We start from the raw sequence: 22,427 nt of genomic DNA on the forward strand, positions 1-22,427 counted from the left end.
ACCGGCTACAGAAGCCCGACGACCAGGCCGAGCACGAGCGCGCCGACGACGATCGGCACGGCGACGACCAGTGCGCCGCGGTTGAGCGCAGCCATGACCTGGTTGGTGACCATGCCGTCGATCCTGTTCTCGAGCCGGTCGCTGGTGGCGTCCCAGTCGACGTCGTTGCCCGAGGTTGCGGCGAGCTCAACGGCAGCGATGGAGCCGACGCGCTTGTAGACCTGCTTCTTGGCGAACGCGCTGACGAAGCCGAGGACGCCGGAGCGCTCCTTGCCGAGCAGCTTGGCGGCGCCGATCACGCGGCTGGAGGCGGCGTCCAGGGCGTTGCCGCCGATGCCACCGGTGACGCGGTCGCCCGCGCGGGCCACGTCGAGCACGCCCTCGAGCGCGTGCGAGGCGAGGTTGGCCTCGTCGTTGGCGGCGACGATCGCCGCGCCGGCGGCGCGGTAGATCCCGAGGTAGACGGAGGCGACCGTGGTCGCGATGGTGATCAGCACGGCCATCAGGAGGACGCGCAGCCACGAGTCGGACAGGAGGTAGACCATCGTGCCGACGACCAGGGTCAGGACGGCGCCGAAGATCGTGCCCTTGACGGCGGTCTGCACGACGCTGCCGGCCGTGGCCCTGAGGGACGCGACGAGGGAGTCCTCGACGACCTGCTTTGCATTGCTGAGCGCACCGGCCATGGGATCTCACCTTTGATGTTCTCGTGGAGTTGAGCGAAGTATCCACCGGCTGATGCGGAAACAGCGGTATTTCGCAGCCACGTGGTGACTGTGAAATACCGCTGTCTCTCGTGACGAACGGACCTACTTGGCCCAGTCCTCGCTCCAGCCGTCGACCTCGCTGGCCGGGCGGGCAGCCGGGCCGGTGTAGATCGCGGACGGCCGGATCAGGCGACCGGTGCGCTTCTGCTCCAGGATGTGCGCCGACCAGCCACCCGTGCGGGCGCAGGTGAACATCGAGGTGAACATGTTGGCCGGCACCTCGGCGAAGTCGAGCACGATCGCGGCCCAGAACTCGACGTTGGTCTCGAGGACACGGTCGGGACGACGCTCGCGAAGCTCGGAGAGCGCGGCCTTCTCCAGCGCCTCGGCGACGGCATAGCGGGGAGCGTCGAGCTCCTTCGCCGTACGCCGCAGCACGCGGGCACGCGGGTCCTCGGCGCGGTAGACGCGGTGGCCGAAGCCCATCAGGCGCTCGCCGGAGTCGAGGAGGCCCTTGACGTACGCCGTGGCGTCGCCCGTCTTCTCGACCTCCTCGATCATGGTGAGCACGCGGGCCGGGGCGCCGCCGTGCAGCGGGCCGCTCATGGCGCCGATCGCACCGGAGAACGCGGCCGCGACGTCGGCGCCGGTGGAGGTGATGACGCGCGCGGTGAACGTCGAGGCGTTCATGCCGTGCTCGGCAGCCGAGCTCCAGTAGGCGTCGATCGCCTTGACGTGCTTGGGGTCGGCCTCGCCCTTCCAGCGGACCAGGAACTTCTCCGCGAGCGAGGAGCCCTCGTCGACGATCTTCTGCGAGACGACCGGCTTGTCGAGCCCGCGGGCCGACTGGGCGGCGTAGGACAGGACCATGACCGCGACGCGGGCGAGGTCCTCGCGGGCCTGCTCGTCGGTGATGTCATAGGTCTGGCCGAAGCCGAACTGCGGCGCGAGCATGGCGATCGCGGCCTGGACGTCGACGCGCACGTCACCGGTGTGCACCGGGAGGCTGAACGCCTCGGCAGGCGGCAGGCCGGGGGCGTAGGAGCCGTCGATCAAGAGGCCCCAGACGTTCTCGAACGGCACGCGGCCGACGATGTCCTCGATGTCGACGCCGCGGTAGCGGAGCGCCGATCCTTCCTTGTCGGGTTCGGCGATCTCGGTTTCGAATGCGACGACACCTTCGAGCCCGTGGTGGACCTCAGTCATGCGGCAGACGCTCCTTTGCGTATGGCGTAGGCCCGCCTCAGATGGTCTCGCGAGCCGACTAATTGTGCACCCGAGGGGCGAGCGCGTCATCACCGAGGCCCATTCCCGGCACCCGCTCGGCGGTCTAGGGTGCGGCCATGGACCTGGGATCGATCATCGGCAAGCTCGACGGAGGCGGCAGCGACCTGGCCGACCTCCTCGAGCTCCTCACCAACAACAAGGAGCAGCTCGCGATGCTCGGGCGACTGCCCGACTACCTCGAGAAGATCGCCACCGGTCTGGCCGGCGCGGGGGAGCAGGCGAAGTCGGCAGCGGTCTCGCTCGTCGGTGACGACGGCACGTCCGGGCTCAAGGGCACCCTGGCCGACTCCAGCGACGCCCTGGCCGGCATCGTCACCTCCATCGGCAACGGTGCCGCTCGCATCGCCGACGCGGCCGAGGCCGCCGCCCGGGTGCCGCTGATGGACGGCCCCGCCGCGCGGCTGGCCAGCGCGGCCGAGGAGATGAGCGGGGCGACCGAGCAGCTCGGCAAGCTCGCCACGGCCATGGACTCCATCGGCGACACGCTCGCGCAGGTCGGCGCAGCGCTGGCCAGGCTGGGTGACCATCTCGACGACTCGGGCACGCAGGCCCGGGGCTTCGCCGAGCTCGGATGACCGGTCGCGATCCGGACGACCTCGCGGCGCTGAGGGCGGAGTACGCCGACGGCGGGCTCGACGTCGGCGACCTGACATCCGAGCCGGTGTCGATGTTCCGGCGCTGGCTCGGCGAGGCGCTGGACGCGGGGCTGCACGAACCCAACGCGATGGTGCTCAGCACCGCCGGCGCGGACGCGCGCCCGTCGTCGCGGATGGTGCTGCTCAAGGGCCTCGACGAGCGCGGCTTCGTGCTCTTCACCAACCACACCTCGCGCAAGGCCGACGAGCTGGCGCTCAACCCGCAGTGCGCGCTGCTCTTCCCCTGGCACCCGCTCGAGCGGCAGGTGCGCATCGAGGGGACAGCTCGCGTGCTCGAGCGTGAGGCGGTCGAGGCCTACCACCGCACCCGCCCGCGCGGTGCACAGCTCGGCGCCTGGGCCTCGCTGCAGTCGCAGCCGGTCGCGTCACGTGAAGAGCTCGCGGCGGCGTACGACGAGGTGACTGCGCGCTTCGAGGGGCGCGACGTGCCGGTGCCGGAGCACTGGGGTGGCTACCGCGTCGAGCCGGAGACGGTGGAGTTCTGGCAGGGCCGGCCGGGCCGGATGCACGACCGCCTGGTCTACGAGCGCGACGGCGACGGCTGGCGGATCCAGCGCCTGGCCCCCTGAACTGGGGCAAACAAATGCGTTGAGCACTCCCGCATCCGGGCGTACGGTTGCGGCACACGGAAAGGAGGTGGTCCGAGAAATGAAGTCTTTTCGGATGAGTGAGGTGGCTGCCCGCTAGGCAGCACCAGTCGTCGACGTACTGCCGGCGAATCCAACGCAGTCACCCGACCCGCAGGCCCCGGAATTCATCCCCCGGATCGCCCCCCATGAGGGGCAGGCCTGCGGGTCGCTGCCATTTCTGCTGGAAACCTCCGCAACCTTCGATTCCCCCGCCTCTGCGGGGGAATCGAACGTTCCGGGGTGTTGCAACACCCAAGAAGGTGACACAAACCCCGAGAGGCCACCCCGCTTGGCGTCGCCGAGGATGGCGGATCCACGCCGCTCAGGAATATAGTTGTCGACGACAACCTTATGTCCAGCATGAATCGAGCGTCCGTGACGACCCCTGCAGCACCCCCGAGCGCCGAGCAGACCGGGGAGATGACCCACCGCGAGGTGATGGAGGCCCTCAGCGGACTCCTGCTCGCGATGTTCGTCGCGATGCTCTCGAGCACTGTCGTCTCCAACGCGCTGCCGGCCATCGTCACCGACCTCGAGGGCAGCCAGACCGGCTACACCTGGGTCGTCGTCGCGACCTTGCTGACGATGACGGCGACCACCCCGATCTGGGGCAAGCTCGCCGACCAGTTCTCCAAAAAGCTGCTCGTGCAGAGCGCGCTCGTGATCTTCTCCATCGGCTCGGTGATCGCCGGCCTCGCGCCCTCGATGGAGGTGCTGATCGGGGCCCGCGCGATCCAGGGCCTCGGCGTCGGCGGCCTGACCGCCCTCGTCCAGGTCGTCATCGCGACGATGGTCTCGCCGCGCGAGCGCGGTCGCTACAGCGGCTACATCGGCGCGGTCTTCGCCCTCGCGACGGTCAGCGGTCCGCTTGTCGGCGGCCTGCTCGTCGACAGCGTCGGCTGGCGCTGGTGCTTCTTCTCCGGCCTCCCCGTCGCGCTCCTCGCCTTCGTCGTGCTGCAGAAGACCCTGCGCCTGCCGACCATCAAGCGCGAGGTCACCATCGACTACCTCGGCGCCACGCTGCTCATGGGTGGTGTCTCGCTGGTGCTCGTGTGGGTCTCGCTGGCGGGCAGCCAGTTCACCTGGACCTCCGCGACCAGCCTCGTCCTCGTCGCCGCGGGTCTGGCCGTGATCGTCGGCGCCGTCCTGGTCGAGGCGTACGTCGCCAAGGACCCGGTCATCCCGCTGCGCCTGTTCAAGGACCGCACGACCACGCTCGCCACCGCCGCCTCGGTCCTGATCGGGGTCGCCATGTTCGGGGCGACGGTCTATCTCTCGCAGTACTTCCAGCTCGCGCGCGGCATGTCACCCACTCGCGCGGGGCTGATGTCGATCTGCATGGTCGGCGGGCTCCTCGTCTCCAGCATCATCTCCGGGCGGCTGATCACGAAGACCGGCAAGTGGAAGAAGTTCCTCATCGGCGGGATGGTCTTCGTCATCGTCGGCCTGGCCCTGCTGGCCACGATCGACGACACCACCAACCTGGCCCTCGTCGGTGTCTTCATGGCGGTGCTCGGCCTCGGCCTGGGTGCGACCATGCAGAACACCGTGCTGGCCGTGCAGAACAGCGTGGCCGCGGCCGACCTCGGTTCGGGCTCCAGCGTGGTCGCGTTCTTCCGCTCGGTGGGCGGCACGATCGGCGTCTCGGCCCTGGGGGCCGTGCTCAGCCACCAGGTCTCCGACCACGTGCGCACCGGCCTGGCCTCGCTCGTCCAGGCAGGCACCGTCACGGAGGACCAGCTCGCGGCGCTCGGCGCCGACTCGCACTCGATCCCCGACCTGGACACCCTCTCGCCGCCCGTGCGGCAGGTCTTCGAGCACGCCTTCGGCGAGGCGACGGGGCACCTGTTCCTGATCTCGCTGCCGTTCGCCGTACTCTCGCTGCTCCTGTTGGTCTTCATCGAGGAGAAGCCCATGCGCACCACCGTCCTGCGTGACGACGAGATCGCCGCAGCCGCCGCGCCCGAGGCGACGCCGTCCGGAGTTGGGCGATGAGCTCTCTCGACCGCGAGCGCACGATCCTCGACCTCGAGGTCGAGATGGCGGTCCTGGTCCGCCGGATCAAGCGCGTCATCAGCGAGCGCGCCCAAGCGATCCACCCCGACCTGACGTCGACGGGCTATCTGGTGCTGGCCTACATGAACGAGCACGGACCGGTGCGGGCGTCCGAGGTCGTCGACGCCTTCAACCTCGACAAGGGTGCTGTCAGCCGGCTCGTGCAGACGGTCGTCGACCTCGGCCTCGTCAGCAAGGAGCGCGACCCCGACGACGGTCGGGCCTGGGTCGTCAGCCTCACCGACGAGGGCAGGCAGCGCATGCACGACCTCGCGACCGTGCGCCGCGCCCGCCTCGGCCGCCGGCTCGAGGGCTGGTCGGACGCCGACCTGAACGTCTTCGTCGCGACGCTCGCGCGCTACAACACCAGCCTCGACGAGGACCAGGACTAACCGGGACTAGCGCAGCCAGACCGCCGTGTTCGCCGGCAGGTCGCCCTCGACCGGCCCGCTCGCGATGACGACCTCGCCGGCCGGCAGCGGCACTGCCGCCGAGCCGCAGTTGAGCACGACCGTGACGTCGCCGCGCCGGAAGGCGAGCACGTCGCTGCCGAGATCGGGGAGCAGCTCGACGTCGGCCCCGGCGCCCGCGAGCACGGCTCGGCGGGTCGCCAGCGCCGTACGGTAGAACTCCAGCGTCGAGCCCGGCTGACCAGTCTGGGCCTCGGCCGTCAGCGGCGCCCAGTCGGCAGGCTGGGGGAGCCACGGCTGTCCGGTCCCCGGTCCGAAGTCGTACGGCGCTGCGCTGCCGCCCCAGGGCATCGGCACCCGGCAGCCGTCGCGACCGACCTCGCCCGTGCGGAACCACGACGGGTCCTGACGGGCGGCCGGCGGGACGTCGACCTGCTCGAGACCGAGCTCCTCGCCCTGGTAGAGGTAGGACGCCCCGGGCAGCGCCAGCATCGTCAGGGTGGCGGCCCGGGCACGCGCCAACCCGACGGCGCCGCCGCCGTAGCGCGTCGGGTGCCGCACGACGTCGTGGTTGGACAGCACCCAGGTCGGCGCGGACCCGACGGGCTCGACCGCCGCCAGGGTGCCGTTGATGACGTCCGCGAAGGCCGCCGCCGACCAGTCCGCGAGCAGCCAGGCGAAGTTGAACGCCTGGTCGAGCTCGCCGGGCCGGACGAAGGCCGCCATGGACGCCGGCGTCTGGGTCCAGGCCTCCGCGACGGCCATCCGGTCGGGGCCGTACTCGTCGAGGACCTTGGCCCACCGACGGTAGACGTCGTGCACCTCCGGCTGGTCCCACATCGGCTCGTCCTTGAGCTCACGGCTGACCATCGAGTGGTCGGTGTTGACCTGTCCCGAGGTCGCGGTGATGCCCTCGGGCAGCACCTGGTCGCGCAGCGAGGCCTCCTTGAACAGGCCGTGGGCGACGTCCACCCGGAAGCCGTCGACACCGCGGTCGAGCCAGAAGCGGAGCACCTCCTCGAAGAGGTCGCCGACCTCGGGGTTGCGCCAGTCGAAGTCGGGCTGGGTGGTGTCGAAGAGGTGGAGGTACCACTGGTCGGTGTCCCCGACCCGGGTCCAGGCGGGACCACCGAAGACCGACGCCCAGTTGTTCGGCGGGGCCTCGCCGTCGTCGCGCCCGGTCCGGAAGATGTAGCGGGCCCGCTCGCGCGAGCCGGGCCCGGCGGCCAGCGCAGCCTGGAACCACTCGTGCTCGTCGGAGGAGTGGTTGGGCACCAGGTCGACGATCACCCGCAGCCCGAGGTCGTGGGCCTTCGCCAGCAGCGTGTCGGCGTCGTCGAGGCTGCCGAACAGCGGATCGATGTCGCAGTAGTCGGCCACGTCGTAGCCGTGGTCGCGCTGCGGGGAGGTGTAGAACGGCGTGATCCAGAGGGCGTCGACGCCGAGCTCGCGGAGGTAGGGCAGCCGCTCGGTGATGCCGGCGAGGTCGCCCACACCGTCACCGTCGGCGTCCGCGAAGGAACGGACGTAGACCTGGTAGATGACGGCGTCGCGCCACCAGCTCCCGCTCATGGCCGGACACCTCCGAAGGCGGCCGGGTCGACCGCGATCCAGATGTGCTCGGCGCTCGCGACGATGCGCGAGTCGGCGTCGTAGAGCGTGGCCGAGGTGAAGGTCTTGCGCCCCTCGGCGCCCCGCTTGGCTCCCACCACGACGTGCTCCTCGCCGATCACCGGCAGGGTGTCGATGCGCGCCGTCATCCGTCCGAGCACCATCAACCGGTCGGTCAGGTCGCCGGCCCACCCGCCGACGCAGTCGAGCGCCGCCCAGGTGGCGGCCACCCAGGCGCGCGCCGGCGTGTCGACGTAGGTGTGGTAGTCCTCGTTGAGGCTGGGGTGGGGACGCCAGGTCGCGGCGACCCGCTCGCCGCTCACCACGCCGGGGAAGATGCGCAGCCCGTCGCCCTCCTCGCGCCCGGTGCCGCAGGCGAAGCAGGTCGGGAACGGGTGGAAGCGGTGACCTGCGTACGTCGCCTCGGCGGCCCGCGCCTCGTCGGGACCCACCGGGTCGACGTCCGCGAGGGCCGGCTCGCCCTCGTCCGGGAGGCGCCGGGCGCTGGCGATCACGACGCCACCGAAGCTCGCGCTCGTGACGCCGTCCTGCTCGGTGAGCAGCATGGGGGAGTCGAGCGGCGGCGGCTGGCGCAACGAGACCTCGACGGTCGGCCACTCACCGGCGCGGTTCTCCGGGCAGGCCAGGGCCAGGTGGGTCGCCAGCGCACCGGCGGTCCACCCTCCGTTGCCCGAGTCGGGAGGTCCGCAGAAGCGGCGAGGGACGAGGAGCTGATCGGGGATCTCGTTCACGCTTCGCCACTGTGCCGCACTAAGGGCGTGTCTCTCAATCCCATGGCCTGCTGCGCGCCGCCCGGCACGCACGCTGGCTGCGTTGTCGTCAGTCGCCATGACTCCGTCATGTCTCCCTCCTCCGCCTTCCCATCGCACGCCCCGGACGACGCTCGCGACGGCCGAGGATCGAGAGACACGCCCCATCAAGTCCTGCCAATCCGGATGGGTAAGAATGGGTCGAGTGAGCGACCTGATCGACACCACCGAGATGTATCTCCGCACGATCTACGAGCTCGTGGAGGAGGACATCATCCCGCTGCGCGCGCGCATCGCCGAGCGCCTGCACCAGAGCGGGCCGACCGTCTCCCAGACGGTGGCGCGCATGGAGCGCGACGGACTGGTCACGGTCGAGGGTGATCGCCACCTCGAGTTCACCGAGGAGGGCATGCGTCTCGCCACCCGGGTCATGCGCAAGCACCGCCTCGCCGAGCGGCTGCTCACCGACGTCATCGGTCTCGACTGGGAGCTCGTGCACGCCGAGGCCTGCCGCTGGGAGCACGTGATGTCGGAGACCGTCGAGCGTCGGCTCGTCGAGCTGCTCGGCCACCCGACCGAGTCCCCCTACGGCAACCCGATCCCCGGTCTCGACGAGCTCGGTGAGAGCGCGCTGGGCGAGACCTTCATGGAGGGCGTCGAGTCGCTGGCGGCCGTCGCGGGTCCGGTGGAGTCGCGCGTGCACGTGCGCCGCATCTCCGAGGAGATGCAGAAGGACGAGGTGCTGATGAGTGCGCTGCGTCGCGCCGGTGCCCTGCCCGACAAGACGATCACCGTCGTCGCCACGTCCGAGGGCATCCTGATCGGCTCCGGCGGCGAGACCGCCGAGATCTTCGCCGACGCCGCCGATCACATCTTCGTACGCCGCCTCTGAGCCAGCTCGTCGGCCAGTGACGCGAGGAAGTCGCTGGTCCCGACCTCGAGCTTGTGGGTCGCGAGGTCGTCGCCGCGCGTCAGGCCGCGGTTGACGATCACCACGGGCGTGCCGGCCGCGGCCGCGCGCTTCACGAACCGCAACCCGCTCATCACGGCCAGCGACGAACCCGCCACCAGCAACGCGCCGTCGGCGCCCAGCGCATCGACCGCGTCGTAGCAGCGGGCCACGCGGTCGGCCGGGACGTTCTCCCCGAAGAACACGACGTCCGGCTTGAGCACCCCACCGCAGTCGTCGCACACGGCGACCACGAAGTCGGCCGTCGCGTCGAGGTCGACGTCGCCGTCGGGCCGCATCGCCGCGTGCCCGTGGCGCACCATCCAGTCGGCGTTGAGCTCGTCCAGCCTGACCTGCAACGCCGCGCGCGGCGACGTACGGCGACAGGCCAGGCAGACGACGTCCGCGACCCGTCCGTGCAGCGCGACGAGACGGTCGGAGCCGGCGGCCTCGTGGAGGCCGTCGACGTTCTGGGTGATGAGGAGCCTCGGATCGATCTGCGCCAGCGCGACGTGACCGGCGTTGGGCACGGCGGCGCCCATCCGTGCCCAGCCGAGGTGGCTGCGCGCCCAGTAGCGCTGCTGCGCGACCGGGCCGGAGACGAACTCCTGGAAGGTCATCGGGGTGCGCGTCGGCGCCCCGGGCCCGCGGTAGTCGGGGATGCCGGAGTCGGTCGACAGCCCGGCACCGGTCAGGACGACGAGGTCGCGCTCGGCGAGGAGGTCGAGCGCCTCCTCGGGTGCGGCCTGGGTGGCCGTCACGTCCCGTAGCGCAGCTGGGCGCGGGCCTTGGCCCTGGCGGCCTCGACCTCGCGGTCCTTGGGCGGCGCGGTCGTCACCAGGTCCTCGAGGAGGTGCTGGGTGAGGTGCGCGATCTCGCGCACGGCCTCGTAGAAGACCGCCTCGTTGGCCTGCGAGGGCTTGGTCGTCCCGGCGACCTTGCGGACGTACTGCAGCGCGGCAGCCGTCACCTCGTCCTTGGTCGCCGGCGGCTCGAAGTTGTTGAGCGGGCGGATGTTGCGGCACATGCGTTCAGGATAGGTCGAAGAAGGAGACGGCGTCCCCGGTCACCAGCACCACGCGGCCGTCGGCGAGCGGGACCAGCCGGACCTCGGCCACCTCGTCGCCGTACTCCACCTCGACCATGCGGTTGGAGATCTCGCCGGCCTGCAACGACAGCACCGAGACCCAGCCGGTGCGACCGCGCCACCCCTGCGAGACGACGGTCAGGGCCGTACGGCGATCCGGCAGCCAGGTGAACTGGCGCGGGTCGATCCCCGCACCCGCCATGGAGTGCTTCGGGTAGGCCACGACGTCGAGCTGGCGCGGGTCGGTCAGGTCGGTGACGTCGAAGAGCGCCGCCTGCGCGCCGCGGGTCATGCCCCGGCTGTCGGCGTCCTGGCCGACGCCGATCAGCCGGCGCTCGCCGAGCGGGTGCAGGTACTCGCTGAAGCCGGGGATCTTCAGCTCGCCCATCAGCTCGGGCTCGTCGGGGTCGGTGAGGTCGATGGCATAGAGCGGGTCGGTCTGGCGGAACGTCACGACGATGGCGAGGGTGTCGAACCAGCGCACCGACTTGATCTCCTCGTTGACGCCGAGCTTGTCGACGCGGCCGATCTCGGTGAGCGTCGTGCCGGTCTCGCGCAGCGTCACCACCGAGCTGAAGTTGCCGGTCTCGTTGGTCGCGCCGAGCGCGACGCGGAGCGCACCGTCGGCGTGGTCCATCGACCAGCGGTCCCTGACCTGCCCCTCCACGGTCCCGGAGGCGACGTACGTCGTGTCGGTGCCGTCGAGGGCGAAGGCGAACAGCTCGGTGCTGCCGTCGCCGCCCGGACAGGTCTCGAAGCAGTCGATGGTCGGGGTGCCCCACCAGCCGAAGGAGGCAGGGCCGGCAGCGAGGTAGAACCGGTCGGGGGAGAAGTAGGAAGCGGTGGAGGTGGTCGCGACGGCAGTGGTGACGGGCTCCACGACGGCGGGCTCGAAGGTCACGACGGTGGTGGTGCCGAGCGTGGTCTCCATGGTCGGGACTGCGACGTCGCCGCAGTCGACGGCGGGCTCATCGCCGACGGTGGGCAGCCAGTCGGCGAGGGTGGTCTCGCGCACGAGCCGGCGGTTGAAGCGCTCCGCGCTGTCCTCGCTGAACTTGCCGTGGGGGAGGCGGAAGTCGAGGTCCGGGAGCCCGTTGTCGAGCACGACCCGCACCACGTCCCCGTGCAGGCGGGCTGCGCTGATGCTCGCGGAGTAGTCGGTCTCCTCGACGACCTGCGGGGTCCCGGGGCGACTCACGTCGACGACGAGGATGCGCGCGCCGGTCGGCTGGTGCCGCCGACCCAGGTCGCCGAGCACGACGAGGCGGTCACCGGAGAGCAGCAGCTCGCCGTCGTGCAGGTCCGGGAGCTGGAGGGAGGACAGCTGGCGGGGCTCGTCGCCGGCGACGTCGTGGGTCGTGAGCACGTTGTCCTGGATGCGGAAGAGCAGGTCGCCCGCCACCTTCACGACGTCCGGCTCGTCGACGCCGACCTCCTGCACGTTGGTGCCGCTCTCGTTGCTGGTCGCGCGGGTCGTGGTCGGGACCCGGGCGTTCGCGGTCGACTGCCCGGCGACCGTCGTGCTGGCCCGGGCATCGAACATCACGATCGCGCCGCCGCCCCAGCCGTAGGGCGAGACGAGGTCGAGTCCGCGATCGACGTACGACTCGAGCAGGGCGTCGCAGTCGTCGGCGACCTCGAGCGAGGCGTTCGCGAGCCTCACGGGCACGGGCGCGCTCGACGGGCCGTGACCCTCATCCCCGCGGTCGAGGGCGAAGCCGACCCCGACGCCGACTCCGGCGGCCAGGGCGACGGCGGTGGCGGAGGCGACGGCGGTCCGGATCTTCACGCCTATCGGACGCCACCCCTCGCCGGGCGGTTCCCCGACCTGTGAGGATGTGGGCATGGCTGATCGTGACTTCGACATCGTCCTCTTCGGCGCCACCGGCTTCACGGGGCAGCTCACCGCCGACTACCTCGCGCGCAACGCGCCCGAGGGCCTGCGCTGGGCGCTCGCCGGTCGCAACCAGGCCAAGCTCGAAGCCGTCCGCGACAAGCTCGGTCTCCCCGACCTCGAGCTGCTGCACGCCGACTCGACCGACCCGATCTCGCTGGCCGACGTCGCCGCCCGGACCCGGGTCGTGATCACCACCGTCGGTCCCTACCTGCAGTACGGCGCAGCGCTGGTCGCCGCCTGCGCCGACGCCGGCACCGACTACGTCGACCTCACGGGCGAACCGGAGTTCGTCGACCAGATGTATCTCCAGCACCACGAGACCGCCGTACGCACCGGCGCCCGGCTCGTCCACGCCTGCGGCTTCGACTCGATTCCCCACGACCTGGGCGCGCTCCACACCGTCCAGCAGCTGCCCTCCGACGTCCCGATCACCCTGCGCGGGGTCGTCCGCTCCGGCGGCATGGCCTCGGGCGGCACGATCCACTCGGCCCTCGGCCAGTTCTCCCGGGCGCGCGAGATGAAGGCGGCGTACGCCGCTCGCCGCCGCATGGAGGGAAAGCCGGCCGACGGCCGCTCGTCACGGGCCGTGTCGGCCAGGCCCCACCGCGACCCGGTGCTGGGCTACTGGCTGGTCCCGGTGCCGACCATCGACCCGATCATCGTGGCCCGGAGCGGCGCCGCGCTCTCGACGTACGGACCGAGGTTCCGCTACTCGCACTTCGCCGGGACCAAGACGATCCGCTACGCCGCCGGTGGGGCGGTCGCCGTCGGCGCGCTGGCCGCCGCGGCGCAGGTCAGGCCCGTGCGCAACTTCCTGCTCGGCAAGGTGTCGGCCGGGGACGGGCCCGACGAGGCGAAGCGGGAGAAGTCGTGGTTCACCGTCGACTTCGTCGGCGAGGGCGGCGGTCGGACCGTCCGCACCCGCGTCAGCGGCGGCGACCCGGGCTACACCGAGACGTCGATGATGCTGGCCGAGTCGGCGCTGTGCCTGGCCTTCGACGACAACCCGCCGACGGCCGGACAGGTCACCACCGCCCAGGCGATGGGCGAGAACCTGCTCGCCCGTGTCCAGGCGGGGGGCCTGAGGTTCGAGACCCGGTGACGGTGCTGGTGGTGCCCCAGGCAAGAGTCGAACTTGCGACCTTTCGCTTAGGAGGCGGCTGCTCTATCCACTGAGCTACTGGGGCGGGCCATACACACATTCGTGATGAAAACCCGTGCTGGCGCAGTCATTTTGTCAGCAGCCGGTGGATGTGACGAACGCGGGCCCCTGAGCGTGACCGGATGGGTCGACGCTCGGGGGCCGTTTTGGTGTCAGGGCAGCACGAGTGCCCCGCTGCCCTGAGGGCGCGGGGTGCTCATGTGAGGCTGTTCAATTTCTTCGCGAAAGCGGCCGTGGTTAGGCCACCTGTGGGTCGTCGTAGACCGGGTCGAGAAGGTCGTGGTCGGCGAGGCGGGACAGGTGGATGGCCCATGCTTCGGCGTTGACCTGTCCGGCGTGCAGGAGCATGCGGAGCGACTGGTTGTGCCAACCCCACGCGGGCATCCGCTTGAGGTGCCACGCTTCCTCGATGTCCTTATTGCCGGACTCGGCGTCGGGACGGAAGCCGTAGACGCGCTTGAAGTGCTTGTCGGTCATCGGGACCTGACGGAGGTACTCGCTGCGCTTGAAAGCGTCGTCGGGGCGGGACACCAAGGTGATCCGGTGTGCTTGCTTGCCTCCGCACTTGGTGCAGTCGATGGTGACTTCGCGGTACCAGTTGAACGAGTCCTTGCCGCCGGGGCGGCGGATGGTCCGTCCGTCGAGCGCGACGAGGTCTGGTGTTCCGGCAGCGTTGACTTTCTGCTCGTAGGGCGCGCCGCCGATGCCGTAGATGCGGTGGCGACAGACGCCGCCGGAGTAGGGAACTTCGACGGTCTCGATGTGGTGGGACTTCTCCCAGCGGTCGCCAATCTTGACGGAGTTGCGTCCGTTCTTGGGTCCTCGTGTGGGCTTGTTGACGACCAGCAGACCCTTCTTCATGTAGGGGTCGATGTGGACGTGGGAGTAGATGCCGTCCATGACGATGGTCTGGATGCCGGGCAGCCGGTCGAGCAGGCCGTCGGTGATGCGTCCGATGGCAGCGGCTTCGTCGCTGTCGCTGGGGGACATGGTCTCCACGTCGAGGATGAGGCGTGTGCCGTAGTAGGGCAGCCGTGCCCAGGCGTAGGTGCCCTTGATGCCCCACTCGAACTTGTTCTTGTCTTGGCCCTTGAGTTTGTTGATGGTGGCGGCGTCTGAACCGGCAGGGATGTCGGGGGTGCCAGCCTCAGGCCACAACTTGGTGTTGGAGTCGTAGCGCCGGTCGGTGAGGACTTCGCCGGTCTCCTTGTCGACCTTGGCTGGAACGCCTGCGGGGTACTTCGACGGCGAGGTGGAGACCTTTCCGTCGAAGGTGACCGTCAGGTGCCGTACGGGGTCGGTAATGCGGAACCGTTCCGTGGGGTCGAACATGCCCATGTCGAGGGCACGCTCGGCAGCGGTCTCACGCTGCGCGCTGTGCAGCAGGGTCAACCAGTCGTTCTTCTTGACCTTGCGCTGGAAGTGGTTCCACTGGTGCAGCATCGGTCCGGTGTCGGGGAGTGAGTCCGCCAGTTCAGGGCTGATGGAGCGCCGAATCTCGTCGCGAACTAGGTCCCAGATGTGGTGGTCGCTGAACCACGTCTCGGTCTCGGCGGCGGAACCGACGATGGAGATGGCCTGCCCGTACAGCAGCATGATGGAGTTGGGGAACATCGTGGGGCGTCCCGGCGTCCGCTCTTCCTTCTCGGGCAGTGCGGCTGCCCGCACGTACAGGTGGTGGTCGCCTGCGGCGGCGAGCAACTTCTTGAGGTCGTTGAGACGGCGCTCGCGCTTCTGGCGGGTGGTCTCCTTCATTGAGTTGGACATCGCCCGAGCGGCACGGCGGATGCGGTGCTTGCTGACGACGCCGTCGCGCTGGCGGCTGGCCTTCTGGCGGTCACGGGCGGTGGTCTTGGCAACCGGGCTCTTCTTCGAGGCGGTCATCATGCACCGGCCTTCGACGTGGCAGGAACGTCGTACCGGTCGCTACAAGAAGCGCTTGCCGGAGCAGGAATCTCGTAGCGGGTGCGCCAGTCAACGGACACGAGCCGGGCGGCGGCGTCGATGGACCTCAGGCCGCAGCGAACCGCTACGGCCTCCATCGAGCCGGTCTCGGCGTAGACCCGGTTGGCGACGTACTCGTGAATGGAGGACGGACGCACCCCGTCCGCGACACCGAGCCCGGCCTTCGCGAGGGCCCGAACCAGCATCTGGTTGGTGGTCATCGCGTACTTCGACGGGTCTTGGTCGGCGACGTGGCCCCGGTGCACCAGCGAGAGCCCAGTGATGTCGCGTCCGTTGCGGCGCGTCATGTACGCAATGCGGTTGTGCAGCGCGGTGGTCTGCCAGTCGTCGAGCGTCACCCAGCGGGCCAGGTTGCGACGGCCCAGACCGGGCAGCCACACGACCTGCTCGGACAGGTGCACGTCGGCGGCTTCGACCTGAGCAATCTCCGTCACCGTGGCACCCGCGAGCGCCAGGGCGACAGCGGCGGGCATCTTGTTCTCGCGCGCCCCATACGCGGCACGGTCCATGAGGCACGCGGCCTCAGGCTCGCTGAGCGGACGGATGCGCCCGTTGGAGCGTCCGTGCGTGGTCACCTTCTCGCCAGGGTTCTGGTCCCACAACCCGAGGTGGTGGCAGGTGGCGAAGAAGTTGATGAGCGAGGTACGGCGGTTGGCCTGCGTCCCGTACGCGGGATGACCGGTCGCGTTCGTCGACCACATCTTCCCCACGGGGCGGGCGTGCACCCAGTCGGCGCACACGATGGCGTCGCACTCACGCAGCATCTCGGCACCAGTGGCGCGAGCGTAGGTGACGAACTGGTTCAGGTTGTGCTCGTAGCGACGCAGCGTCGGAACGCTGAACCCGACAGGAACGGTCTGGGCGGACCACGCGGCAATGACGAGCGCGAGCGCGTCAATGACGGGGACGAGACCGGGGGCGGACAGGAACGCTGCGAGAGTGAACGGGTCGTAGGGACCCGGCAGACCGACGCGGCGGCGGTTGGAGGAACGGCGGATGAACTGCTTGGAGTTCGTGGTTGACATGGGTTCGGCCCTTTGGGGCTCAGGAACAGACCCTTCTACGAACCCCCTACGTCTAGGGCTGGGTTCGAGACGCCGGTCTGCTCGCTAGGTGCGTCTGCACCGGACCCGCTGGTACTGCGGGTCGCCTCCTGCTCGCTTCATGCTTGCTCTCCTTGTGGACGTGTCTGTTGCTGACAGGTCCAACAGTGAGGGCGGCAAAACAGGGCATATGTGACTTGTATCAGTGATCGTGAGCGATGTCGAACGTTTGTTCGAAACCAAACCTTCTGTGCAGGTCTATGCGGTGTATGCCTGCGGTTGCGCGTTGTCAGCGTGTATACCAATCACGTGATGAGTGATCAGGAGTTGGGTTCGAGGCGTAGCGCCCGACGCCCGTGCGAGGTGTGCGGGCTGGCCCTCGGCGCGACACATGGCAACCGGCGCTACCACCCCGGCGATTGCGCTGACGCTGCCCGCAAGTCCAGGCACGCCCGCAACCAAGCCGCCTACCGAGCACGCCGAAACCCTTCGGTCGAACCGCTCGTGCCTGATGACTTCCGCGCGGGACGAGTCACCGTCAGAGGTGTCGTCGTTCCGGGCGACCGAGCAGCCGCCATCCGCGCCGCCACTCTCAAACCACTGCTCGCCAGCCTGGAGTTCCACGAGGCGCTCAAGACGGTGCCGTACTCCGACGTGATGAACTCAGAGGAACTGGGACGGTTGCGGTACTACGTCGATGACGTGCTCGTGCTCATCGACACCATCGACGAAGTCATTCGCGTCCCCGACATCGACACAGATGCGGTTGACCCTTCTGAGGGGCTCCACATCGTCAAGCGGCTCTGGCTGAAACAGAAGCGACCCGGGGCACCAGCGCGCAGAGGTTCGTCGCAGTGACGGGTGGCCTGCCTGTTAGCCGGGTGCGGGCGGGGGTTCAGCCCTAGGCCGGTTCTCTAGTTCGTCGGCCTCGTAGCAGCACTCCAAGACAAACTTCGCAGCCCAGAGCCCGTCGACGTATGACCGGCGGTTGCGATAGAGGTGCTCCGAGACCTCCATCAGCGCTTCCCGACCGGTGGGAGTGCGGGCGTAGGCGATTACCGCCTCCCGACCTGCTTCGCGCGCTTCCCGTGCGCCCCGAGTGCAGTCAGCGGTCAGCACCGCCTCCATGGCAGCCCACGACGCCTTCTGAAGACGGGTAGCGCACCGGCGACCACCCTGCGCCTTCGTCTGACACATGCTGACACCTCGTTCGTTGAACCGCTGCTCTGGCAGTTGGTCCCTAACGGGGCGCGCTGGTGGACCGGCGAGCCTGTCCCCAGCGGTGTTAGAGCGTTCGGACCGGCCAGAAAAGTTCTCCTCTCGTGCCGTACCCCTACGCGGGCGGGTGTCGATTCAGTGGTCGACGTGTTTGTCGCGCGGCGGTCGCTTGTCTCACCCCCGGTACGAGACGGACTCGTGGTTAGGCGACTCGTCCTTCTTACGAGGAGCACCAATGAGTGGCCGCACCTCGGCTGACGGCCTCTGACCCCCACCCCCGGACGAGTGGCCCCGACTTTCCCCCAGGTCGGGGCCACTCTCTTGCCTTCTTGCGGGACCAGACGTCGGGGCAATTGGAGCGAACCGGTCAAGTGGAACCGAGCAGTGGGCGATAGTTAGAACATGGACCCCGACGACTTCGGTGAGGTGCTGACTGCTGCGCAGTCCGGCACGCCGTGGGCGTGCACCGAACTTTGGGTCCGTTACGCCCCCCGGGTCACCGCGTTCCTCCGCGCCCGTGGCTCACACGAGCCCGAAGACCTCACTAGCGACGTGTTCCTCACCGTCTTCAAGAACCTGCACGCCTTCCGCGGCGACGAATCCGGGTTCCGGGCCTACCTGTTCACCGTCGCCCGACGCCGACTCATCGACGAACTGCGCCGCCGGTCCCGCCGCCCGACACAGAACGAATGGTCAGAAACCGCTGACACCCGCCGAACCGGCAGCGCCGAAGACCACGCACTCGACCAGGCCGGAACCGACTGGGCCCGCAAAATGATCGACTCGCTATCCCCGGACCAACGTGATGTGTTGTTGTTGCGCATCTTCGGCGACCTCACCGTTGAACAGGTCGCCGACGTGCTCGGCAAACGAGAAGGAGCCGTCAAGGCACTCCAACGCCGGGGACTGGCCACGCTGCGACGTAAAGGTGCTCACAGCCCGTGCCCTTCGGGGCCCACCGAGCGATGGCAAGAGGTGAGATGACCATGCAGCGACTCACCAACGACGAGATTGACGCGCTCCTCACCCAACAGACGCCCAGCGTCCGCGAGGGGGACGCCGATGTGGCGAGCCTGATTGCCGACCTCCGCCACGCGTTCCACCCCACCACCCCACCGGCCCCCACAGTCGAACTTGCCTCCTACCTTGACCCAACCCTTTTGGCGGCTCGCCCTGCGGACAACGCCGCAACCGCACCCACCCCCACACCAGCCGCACAACCATCCGTTCCGACGACGTCAGCCCCGTCGCAGCGCACGCTGCGAACACGCCGGTTGGTGGTTTGGCTATCGGGTCTCGGCCTAGCCGGGCAGGTCGGCCTTGGGGCGACAGCAGCAGTCGCAGCGGTCGCCGGGGCTGGCGTCGCAGGCGCGCTGCCCGACCCCGCACAAACCGTGTTCAACGAAGTTGTCGCCACCCTCGTCCCCGGCGCGAACACAGACACCTCGCCGTCCGATTCAAGTGACGACACGCCTGTCCTTGAGGACCCGTCCGCTCCGGCGCTCGTGACACCCACTGATGACGAAACGAACAAGCCGCGTCGTCACAAGCCGACCCCGGACGCCAAACCGACACCGGACGAACAGAACACTCCGGCAAAGCAACACCCAGACTCCGACTCCGAGACTCAGCCAGTCGTTCGCGACCCGCAGGCTCCCTCGGACGACGACGACGGCACCGGCGTCGAGGACGAAGCCAAGGAGCAAGCCGAGGAACAAGCCGACAAGGTGGACGGCACCCGTAACGACGCCGAAGACCAAGCCGACACGACTGCCAGCGACCCAGACACCGACGCTCGAACAGACACCCCAGACCCGCCCGAAACAACTGGTGGCGACCTGAGCGTAATACAAAACCCAGACAAAACCACCGCAGACGACGCCCTGAACAACACCGTCGAGATGCCTGCAGAAACCGCCGTCCAAGACCAATAACCCGCACTCACTGAATCGCCATGAAACGCGAGGCGATTCAATGACTGGGTCTGCCCCCGAAGACGGCGCAGGTAAGCGACATGCATCACGGAGTTGGCGGGCCGCGCTGACGGGAGCCCACATCGGACGGTTGATGAGGTGGTTGCGCCCGTCAAGCCAACCCTGCTCGGTGAGGACGCCGTTGTCGTTGCGATGTTGCCGTAGACACGATGCGCAGGGATACGCAGGAAACTTTCTGGGCCGAAGCCGTACCCCTGTGGGTGCGGGTGTCGATTCAGTGTTCGAGACGGGCATCGCCCTGCACGGTTCGGCGTTGTTGCGCGGTGGTCGCTCGTCTCACTCGGTGCGAGACGCTCGCGCATCGGTTCGCTTTTGTACACGCTCCCTGCCGATGAATTCCCTACAGACATCCCCTTCCCCCTTACGAAATGGGTTTCCAGCCATGAACATCCGACACAGTCTCTCTGTTGTTGCCGTGACCGCCCTGCTCATCTCAGGTGCCGCGACGACAGCACAAGCCGCCACTGGTGACAGCGACCACGACGGCATCTCCAACCGGTTCGAACGCACGCACGGGATGAACCCGAACCGTGCCGCCGACGCCAAGGCCGACTTCGACAAGGACGGGTTGAACAACCTGCGTGAATACCAGGTGGGGTCCGCTCTGCGCGACGAAGATACCGACAACGACGGCGACGACGACGGCGACGAGGTGCGCGACGGGTTCGCTTCCACTGACGTGGACGACGCTGACACCGACAACGACGGCACCCTCGACGGCGACGAAGACGCCAACCACGACGGCATCGACAACGAAGACGCCGACGACGCGACAGAAACGTGTGTCGCCGACGACGACGACCGCGACAGCGACAACATCGCCGACGAGGACGAGAACGACTTCGGTTTCAAGGTCGGCGACTCCGACTCCGACAATGACGGTGTCGAAGACGGCAACGAAGACGCCGACCACGACGGCGTGAACGACGAAGACGCCGACGACAGTGCCTCCGACGACTGCGACGACGACGCCGACAACGACGGCGTGGACGACGAAGACGCCGACGAGGACTCGCTGCTGTCCTGACCGACTCGCCTGAACCTGCACAACAGGTAGCACATAGACGGTGGCCCGCCCAGCAAAGTGCTGGGCGGGCCAGACGCTTTTCGGGGGCCAACCTCAAACTGATGGCAACAGCCAGTCACAGGTCGGTGACCATCACGCCGATCTTGGACCGCCGGGGTCCCGTGGTTGTGCCACCCGGCGAGCGGCTGCCCCGTTCCAAAATTTGCGAAATCTGTTCAACGGTCCACACGGGTGCTTCGAAATCAGGCGTAAACCCTGGTTATCAACACGGTCTACTGGGGCGGATCGGCGCTCATCCTGCCATGCACGCATGCATGGATGGGAACCGACGTCGGGCTCAGCGACCAGGCTTGGGGACCGGGCCGAAGCCCCGGTTGCAGCTGCTGCCCGCGCAGTCGTCGAGCAGCCGGTAGCGGCGCTCCAGCTCGCGGCGTACGGCGACGTAGCGCTTGTCGAGGAGCAGGTTGGTCAGCTCGAACGGGTCCTTGGTGCGGTCGTAGAGGAACCCGTCGGCAGGGGCGTTGTTGATCCGCCGGCCGTAGGAGTAGCGCTCGGTCAGCACGCCGCGGTAGGCCCAGCCGGCGAAGCGTGCGGACGGATCCTTGGCGCCGGTCTGGATCAGCATCGTGTCGCGGTGGCCCGGAACCGCGGGGTCACGCAGGGTGGCGGCGAAGCTCTCCCCGTCGGTGGTGAGGGTCGGGGTCAGCGACATCAGCTGCGCGATCGTGGTCGTGAGGTCGACGAGCGAGACCGGCCGATCGGAGCGCGTGCCCGCGGGGACGCCCGGGCCGCGGACCACGAGCGGCACGTCGAGGATCTCGTCGGTGAGCCGGTCCTTGCCGGTGTAGCGGTGCTCGCCGAGGGCATAGCCGTTGTCGGAGGTGAAGACGATGAAGGTCTCGTCGAGCTCGCCGGTGCGCTCGAGGGCCTCGACCGTGTGGCGCACGGCCTCGTCGACGGAGAGCAGCGACCGGATGCGCCCGAGGTTGAGCCGCCGCATCGCCTCCGGCTTCAGCTTCGCCCGGCCGCGCACGATCGACTCCTTGTCGCGCATGTCGGCCTCGTTGAAGCTCGGCGCCTTGAACGCCTTGGGGGTCAGGCCCGTGAGTGCTTGTGCGTACGCCGCTTCGGCCGGCGGCACCATGCCGCCCCGGTCGCCGTCGCCGTCACCCTTGGCGGACGCCGGGAACCAGATGTGCGGCGCAACGTGGTTGGCGAAGATCAGGAACGGCCGGCGACCCGCCCAGGTGTCGATGTCGGCCACGGTCCGCTCGTCGAGGCGGGTGGTGACGTAGTCGTCGGTGTAGGTGTCGCCGTCGAAGAAGGTGAAGTTCTCGTAGTCGGTCGCCGGCTCGAGCAGGATGTCGAAGTTGGTCCAGCCCGGGTCGGCGGGGGCGTCCGCGTCGAACTTGTTGAGGTGCTTGCCGTGCAGCGCCGTGGCGTAGCCCGCGGCCTCGGCCCAGGTGGCGATGGTCGACGACGGGTCGAAGGCCTGCCATCCGCCGTACCGACCGGAGTTGTGGCGCACGCCGTTGTTCTGGGCGTACTGCCCGGTCATCAGCTCGGCCCGTGCCGGGCAGCACAGCGGGTGCGGCGACTGTGCCTGGGTGAAGGTCATGCCCTCGTCGGCCAGCAGGCTCCGCACGTGGGGGAGGTAGGCCAGGTCGTCCTTGCGCATGTCGTCGGTCAGGAAGACGACGACGTTGGGGGCATCGCTCGCAGCCACCCGGCTCGTCGCCGAGGAGTTCACCACCTGCTCCGGCCCGATCGGGGTCTGACCACTGACCGCGATCGCGGCGATGAGCGCCAGGAAGAGGAGTCCGGCACCTGCGGTGAGGGACAGGCGGAGGGATTGCGGCACGGAACAGGAACCTTCGGTTGCCAGACGGGCGGAAAGTGGTCGAGACGAACCCCCATCCTCACTCATGACTCCTCACGGCGGGGAATTTGTGCTGGACCG

The 22,427-nt window shown here is 68.8% G+C and carries 20 protein-coding genes and 1 tRNA gene; 10 read left to right on the forward strand and 11 right to left on the reverse strand.

The annotated features are described in order from the left end of the window. Positions 1–5 precede the first annotated feature (5 nt). Entirely contained in the window at positions 6–686 is a 681-nt protein-coding gene (locus CF8_RS18430; RefSeq protein ID WP_010834611.1) for a hypothetical protein, read from the reverse strand. Between the two features lie 123 nt (positions 687–809). Beyond that, positions 810–1,913 (reverse strand): citrate synthase 2, encoded by a 1,104-nt coding sequence (locus tag CF8_RS18435; protein ID WP_010834612.1) that lies wholly within the window; start codon positions 1,911–1,913, stop codon positions 810–812. Positions 1,914–2,050: 137 nt separating this feature from the next. Between CF8_RS18435 and CF8_RS18440 the strand changes: the two genes are divergently transcribed. The 4 genes from CF8_RS18440 (at position 2,051) to CF8_RS18455 (ending at position 5,726) form a co-directional block, all read left to right on the forward strand. Beyond that, complete coding sequence (locus CF8_RS18440; protein ID WP_010834613.1) at positions 2,051–2,569, forward strand: hypothetical protein; 519 nt, start codon at positions 2,051–2,053, stop codon at positions 2,567–2,569. After that, positions 2,566–3,219 carry a pyridoxamine 5'-phosphate oxidase gene (pdxH, locus tag CF8_RS18445; RefSeq protein ID WP_010834614.1) on the forward strand — a complete coding sequence of 218 codons (654 nt, stop codon included), beginning with the start codon at positions 2,566–2,568 and terminating at the stop codon, positions 3,217–3,219. Before CF8_RS18440 ends, pdxH begins: the two co-directional genes overlap by 4 nt. A gap of 435 nt (positions 3,220–3,654) precedes the next feature. Next, positions 3,655–5,274, forward strand: coding sequence for an MDR family MFS transporter (locus CF8_RS18450; protein WP_332248894.1), 1,620 nt, complete (start codon positions 3,655–3,657; stop codon positions 5,272–5,274). After that, positions 5,271–5,726 carry a MarR family winged helix-turn-helix transcriptional regulator gene (locus CF8_RS18455; RefSeq protein ID WP_010834616.1) on the forward strand — a complete coding sequence of 152 codons (456 nt, stop codon included), beginning with the start codon at positions 5,271–5,273 and terminating at the stop codon, positions 5,724–5,726. Before CF8_RS18450 ends, CF8_RS18455 begins: the two co-directional genes overlap by 4 nt. A gap of 6 nt (positions 5,727–5,732) precedes the next feature. On the opposite strand, the gene CF8_RS18460 is transcribed toward CF8_RS18455, so the two are convergent. Together CF8_RS18460 and CF8_RS18465 are read right to left on the reverse strand one after the other, a co-directional pair. After that, the gene (locus CF8_RS18460) at positions 5,733–7,316 is read right to left on the reverse strand and encodes a glycoside hydrolase family 13 protein (protein ID WP_010834617.1); all 1,584 of its coding nucleotides are present in this window, start codon (positions 7,314–7,316) and stop codon (positions 5,733–5,735) included. Then, entirely contained in the window at positions 7,313–8,107 is a 795-nt protein-coding gene (locus tag CF8_RS18465; protein WP_010834618.1) for a hypothetical protein, read from the reverse strand. The genes CF8_RS18460 and CF8_RS18465 overlap by 4 nt, the downstream gene beginning before the upstream one ends. A gap of 223 nt (positions 8,108–8,330) precedes the next feature. Here CF8_RS18465 and CF8_RS18470 point away from each other — a divergent pair, with 223 nt between their 5' ends. Beyond that, a complete protein-coding gene (locus CF8_RS18470) occupies positions 8,331–9,017 on the forward strand; it encodes a metal-dependent transcriptional regulator (protein WP_036491435.1) in 687 nt (228 codons plus the stop codon). Here CF8_RS18470 and CF8_RS18475 read toward each other — a convergent pair. Genes CF8_RS18475 through CF8_RS18485 form a run of 3 tightly spaced genes read right to left on the reverse strand, consistent with a single transcriptional unit; the run spans position 8,993 to position 11,950 of the window. Next, the gene (locus CF8_RS18475) at positions 8,993–9,835 is read right to left on the reverse strand and encodes a Sir2 family NAD-dependent protein deacetylase (RefSeq protein ID WP_010834620.1); all 843 of its coding nucleotides are present in this window, start codon (positions 9,833–9,835) and stop codon (positions 8,993–8,995) included. The two genes, CF8_RS18470 and CF8_RS18475, sit on opposite strands and share 25 nt — an antisense overlap. Continuing rightward, positions 9,832–10,101, reverse strand: coding sequence for a DUF2277 domain-containing protein (locus CF8_RS18480; RefSeq protein WP_010834621.1), 270 nt, complete (start codon positions 10,099–10,101; stop codon positions 9,832–9,834). The genes CF8_RS18475 and CF8_RS18480 overlap by 4 nt, the downstream gene beginning before the upstream one ends. A 4-nt stretch (positions 10,102–10,105) precedes the next feature. Next, entirely contained in the window at positions 10,106–11,950 is a 1,845-nt protein-coding gene (locus CF8_RS18485) for a beta-propeller domain-containing protein (protein WP_036491437.1), read from the reverse strand. A 55-nt stretch (positions 11,951–12,005) separates the two neighbouring features. Here CF8_RS18485 and CF8_RS18490 point away from each other — a divergent pair, with 55 nt between their 5' ends. Continuing rightward, complete coding sequence (locus CF8_RS18490; protein ID WP_010834623.1) at positions 12,006–13,160, forward strand: saccharopine dehydrogenase family protein; 1,155 nt, start codon at positions 12,006–12,008, stop codon at positions 13,158–13,160. A gap of 9 nt (positions 13,161–13,169) precedes the next feature. Here CF8_RS18490 and CF8_RS18495 read toward each other — a convergent pair. The 3 genes from CF8_RS18495 to CF8_RS18505 all read right to left on the reverse strand — a co-directional run bounded on the left by CF8_RS18495 (position 13,170) and on the right by CF8_RS18505 (position 16,210). After that, positions 13,170–13,245: transfer RNA gene (locus CF8_RS18495), tRNA-Arg, on the reverse strand. A 212-nt stretch (positions 13,246–13,457) separates the two neighbouring features. Further along, on the reverse strand, positions 13,458–15,107 hold the full coding sequence (locus CF8_RS18500; protein ID WP_010834624.1) for a hypothetical protein: 1,650 nt from the start codon (positions 15,105–15,107) through the stop codon (positions 13,458–13,460). After that, positions 15,104–16,210, reverse strand: a complete 1,107-nt coding sequence (locus tag CF8_RS18505) for a hypothetical protein (protein ID WP_010834625.1) — start codon at positions 16,208–16,210, stop codon at positions 15,104–15,106. Before CF8_RS18505 ends, CF8_RS18500 begins: the two co-directional genes overlap by 4 nt. 330 nt (positions 16,211–16,540) lie before the next feature. On the opposite strand from CF8_RS18505, the gene CF8_RS22110 reads away from it, so the two are divergent. The 4 genes from CF8_RS22110 (at position 16,541) to CF8_RS21225 (ending at position 20,467) form a co-directional block, all read left to right on the forward strand. Continuing rightward, a complete protein-coding gene (locus tag CF8_RS22110; protein ID WP_156887269.1) occupies positions 16,541–17,086 on the forward strand; it encodes a hypothetical protein in 546 nt (181 codons plus the stop codon). 762 nt (positions 17,087–17,848) lie between these two features. Then, positions 17,849–18,430: an RNA polymerase sigma factor gene (locus CF8_RS18515; protein ID WP_010834627.1), complete on the forward strand. Its 582-nt coding sequence runs from the start codon at positions 17,849–17,851 to the stop codon at positions 18,428–18,430. A gap of 2 nt (positions 18,431–18,432) precedes the next feature. Next, on the forward strand, positions 18,433–19,380 hold the full coding sequence (locus tag CF8_RS22115; protein ID WP_156887270.1) for a hypothetical protein: 948 nt from the start codon (positions 18,433–18,435) through the stop codon (positions 19,378–19,380). 475 nt (positions 19,381–19,855) lie between these two features. After that, positions 19,856–20,467, forward strand: a complete 612-nt coding sequence (locus tag CF8_RS21225) for a hypothetical protein (RefSeq protein ID WP_051204267.1) — start codon at positions 19,856–19,858, stop codon at positions 20,465–20,467. Positions 20,468–20,804: 337 nt separating this feature from the next. On the opposite strand, the gene CF8_RS18530 is transcribed toward CF8_RS21225, so the two are convergent. Further along, positions 20,805–22,328 carry a sulfatase-like hydrolase/transferase gene (locus CF8_RS18530; protein ID WP_010834629.1) on the reverse strand — a complete coding sequence of 508 codons (1,524 nt, stop codon included), beginning with the start codon at positions 22,326–22,328 and terminating at the stop codon, positions 20,805–20,807. Positions 22,329–22,427: the final 99 nt, after the last annotated feature.

Origin of the sequence: Nocardioides sp. CF8 (assembly GCF_000389985.1) — a bacterium.
Classification (GTDB): domain Bacteria; phylum Actinomycetota; class Actinomycetes; order Propionibacteriales; family Nocardioidaceae; genus Nocardioides; species Nocardioides allogilvus.

Excerpts from the sequence above, each read along its gene's own strand:
- CF8_RS18515 (WP_010834627.1), top strand. The coding sequence starts at position 17,849 with ATGGACCCCGACGACTTCGGTGAGGTGCTGACTGCTGCGCAGTCCGGC.
- CF8_RS18455 (WP_010834616.1), top strand. The coding sequence starts at position 5,271 with ATGAGCTCTCTCGACCGCGAGCGCACGATCCTCGACCTCGAGGTCGAG.
- pdxH (WP_010834614.1), top strand. The coding sequence starts at position 2,566 with ATGACCGGTCGCGATCCGGACGACCTCGCGGCGCTGAGGGCGGAGTAC.
- CF8_RS18440 (WP_010834613.1), top strand. The coding sequence starts at position 2,051 with ATGGACCTGGGATCGATCATCGGCAAGCTCGACGGAGGCGGCAGCGAC.
- CF8_RS18480 (WP_010834621.1), bottom strand. The coding sequence starts at position 10,101 with ATGTGCCGCAACATCCGCCCGCTCAACAACTTCGAGCCGCCGGCGACC.
- CF8_RS18430 (WP_010834611.1), bottom strand. The coding sequence starts at position 686 with ATGGCCGGTGCGCTCAGCAATGCAAAGCAGGTCGTCGAGGACTCCCTC.
- CF8_RS18490 (WP_010834623.1), top strand. The coding sequence starts at position 12,006 with ATGGCTGATCGTGACTTCGACATCGTCCTCTTCGGCGCCACCGGCTTC.
- CF8_RS18500 (WP_010834624.1), bottom strand. The coding sequence starts at position 15,107 with ATGATGACCGCCTCGAAGAAGAGCCCGGTTGCCAAGACCACCGCCCGT.
- CF8_RS22110 (WP_156887269.1), top strand. The coding sequence starts at position 16,541 with ATGAGTGATCAGGAGTTGGGTTCGAGGCGTAGCGCCCGACGCCCGTGC.
- CF8_RS18460 (WP_010834617.1), bottom strand. The coding sequence starts at position 7,316 with ATGAGCGGGAGCTGGTGGCGCGACGCCGTCATCTACCAGGTCTACGTC.
- CF8_RS18505 (WP_010834625.1), bottom strand. The coding sequence starts at position 16,210 with ATGTCAACCACGAACTCCAAGCAGTTCATCCGCCGTTCCTCCAACCGC.
- CF8_RS22115 (WP_156887270.1), top strand. The coding sequence starts at position 18,433 with ATGCAGCGACTCACCAACGACGAGATTGACGCGCTCCTCACCCAACAG.
- CF8_RS18435 (WP_010834612.1), bottom strand. The coding sequence starts at position 1,913 with ATGACTGAGGTCCACCACGGGCTCGAAGGTGTCGTCGCATTCGAAACC.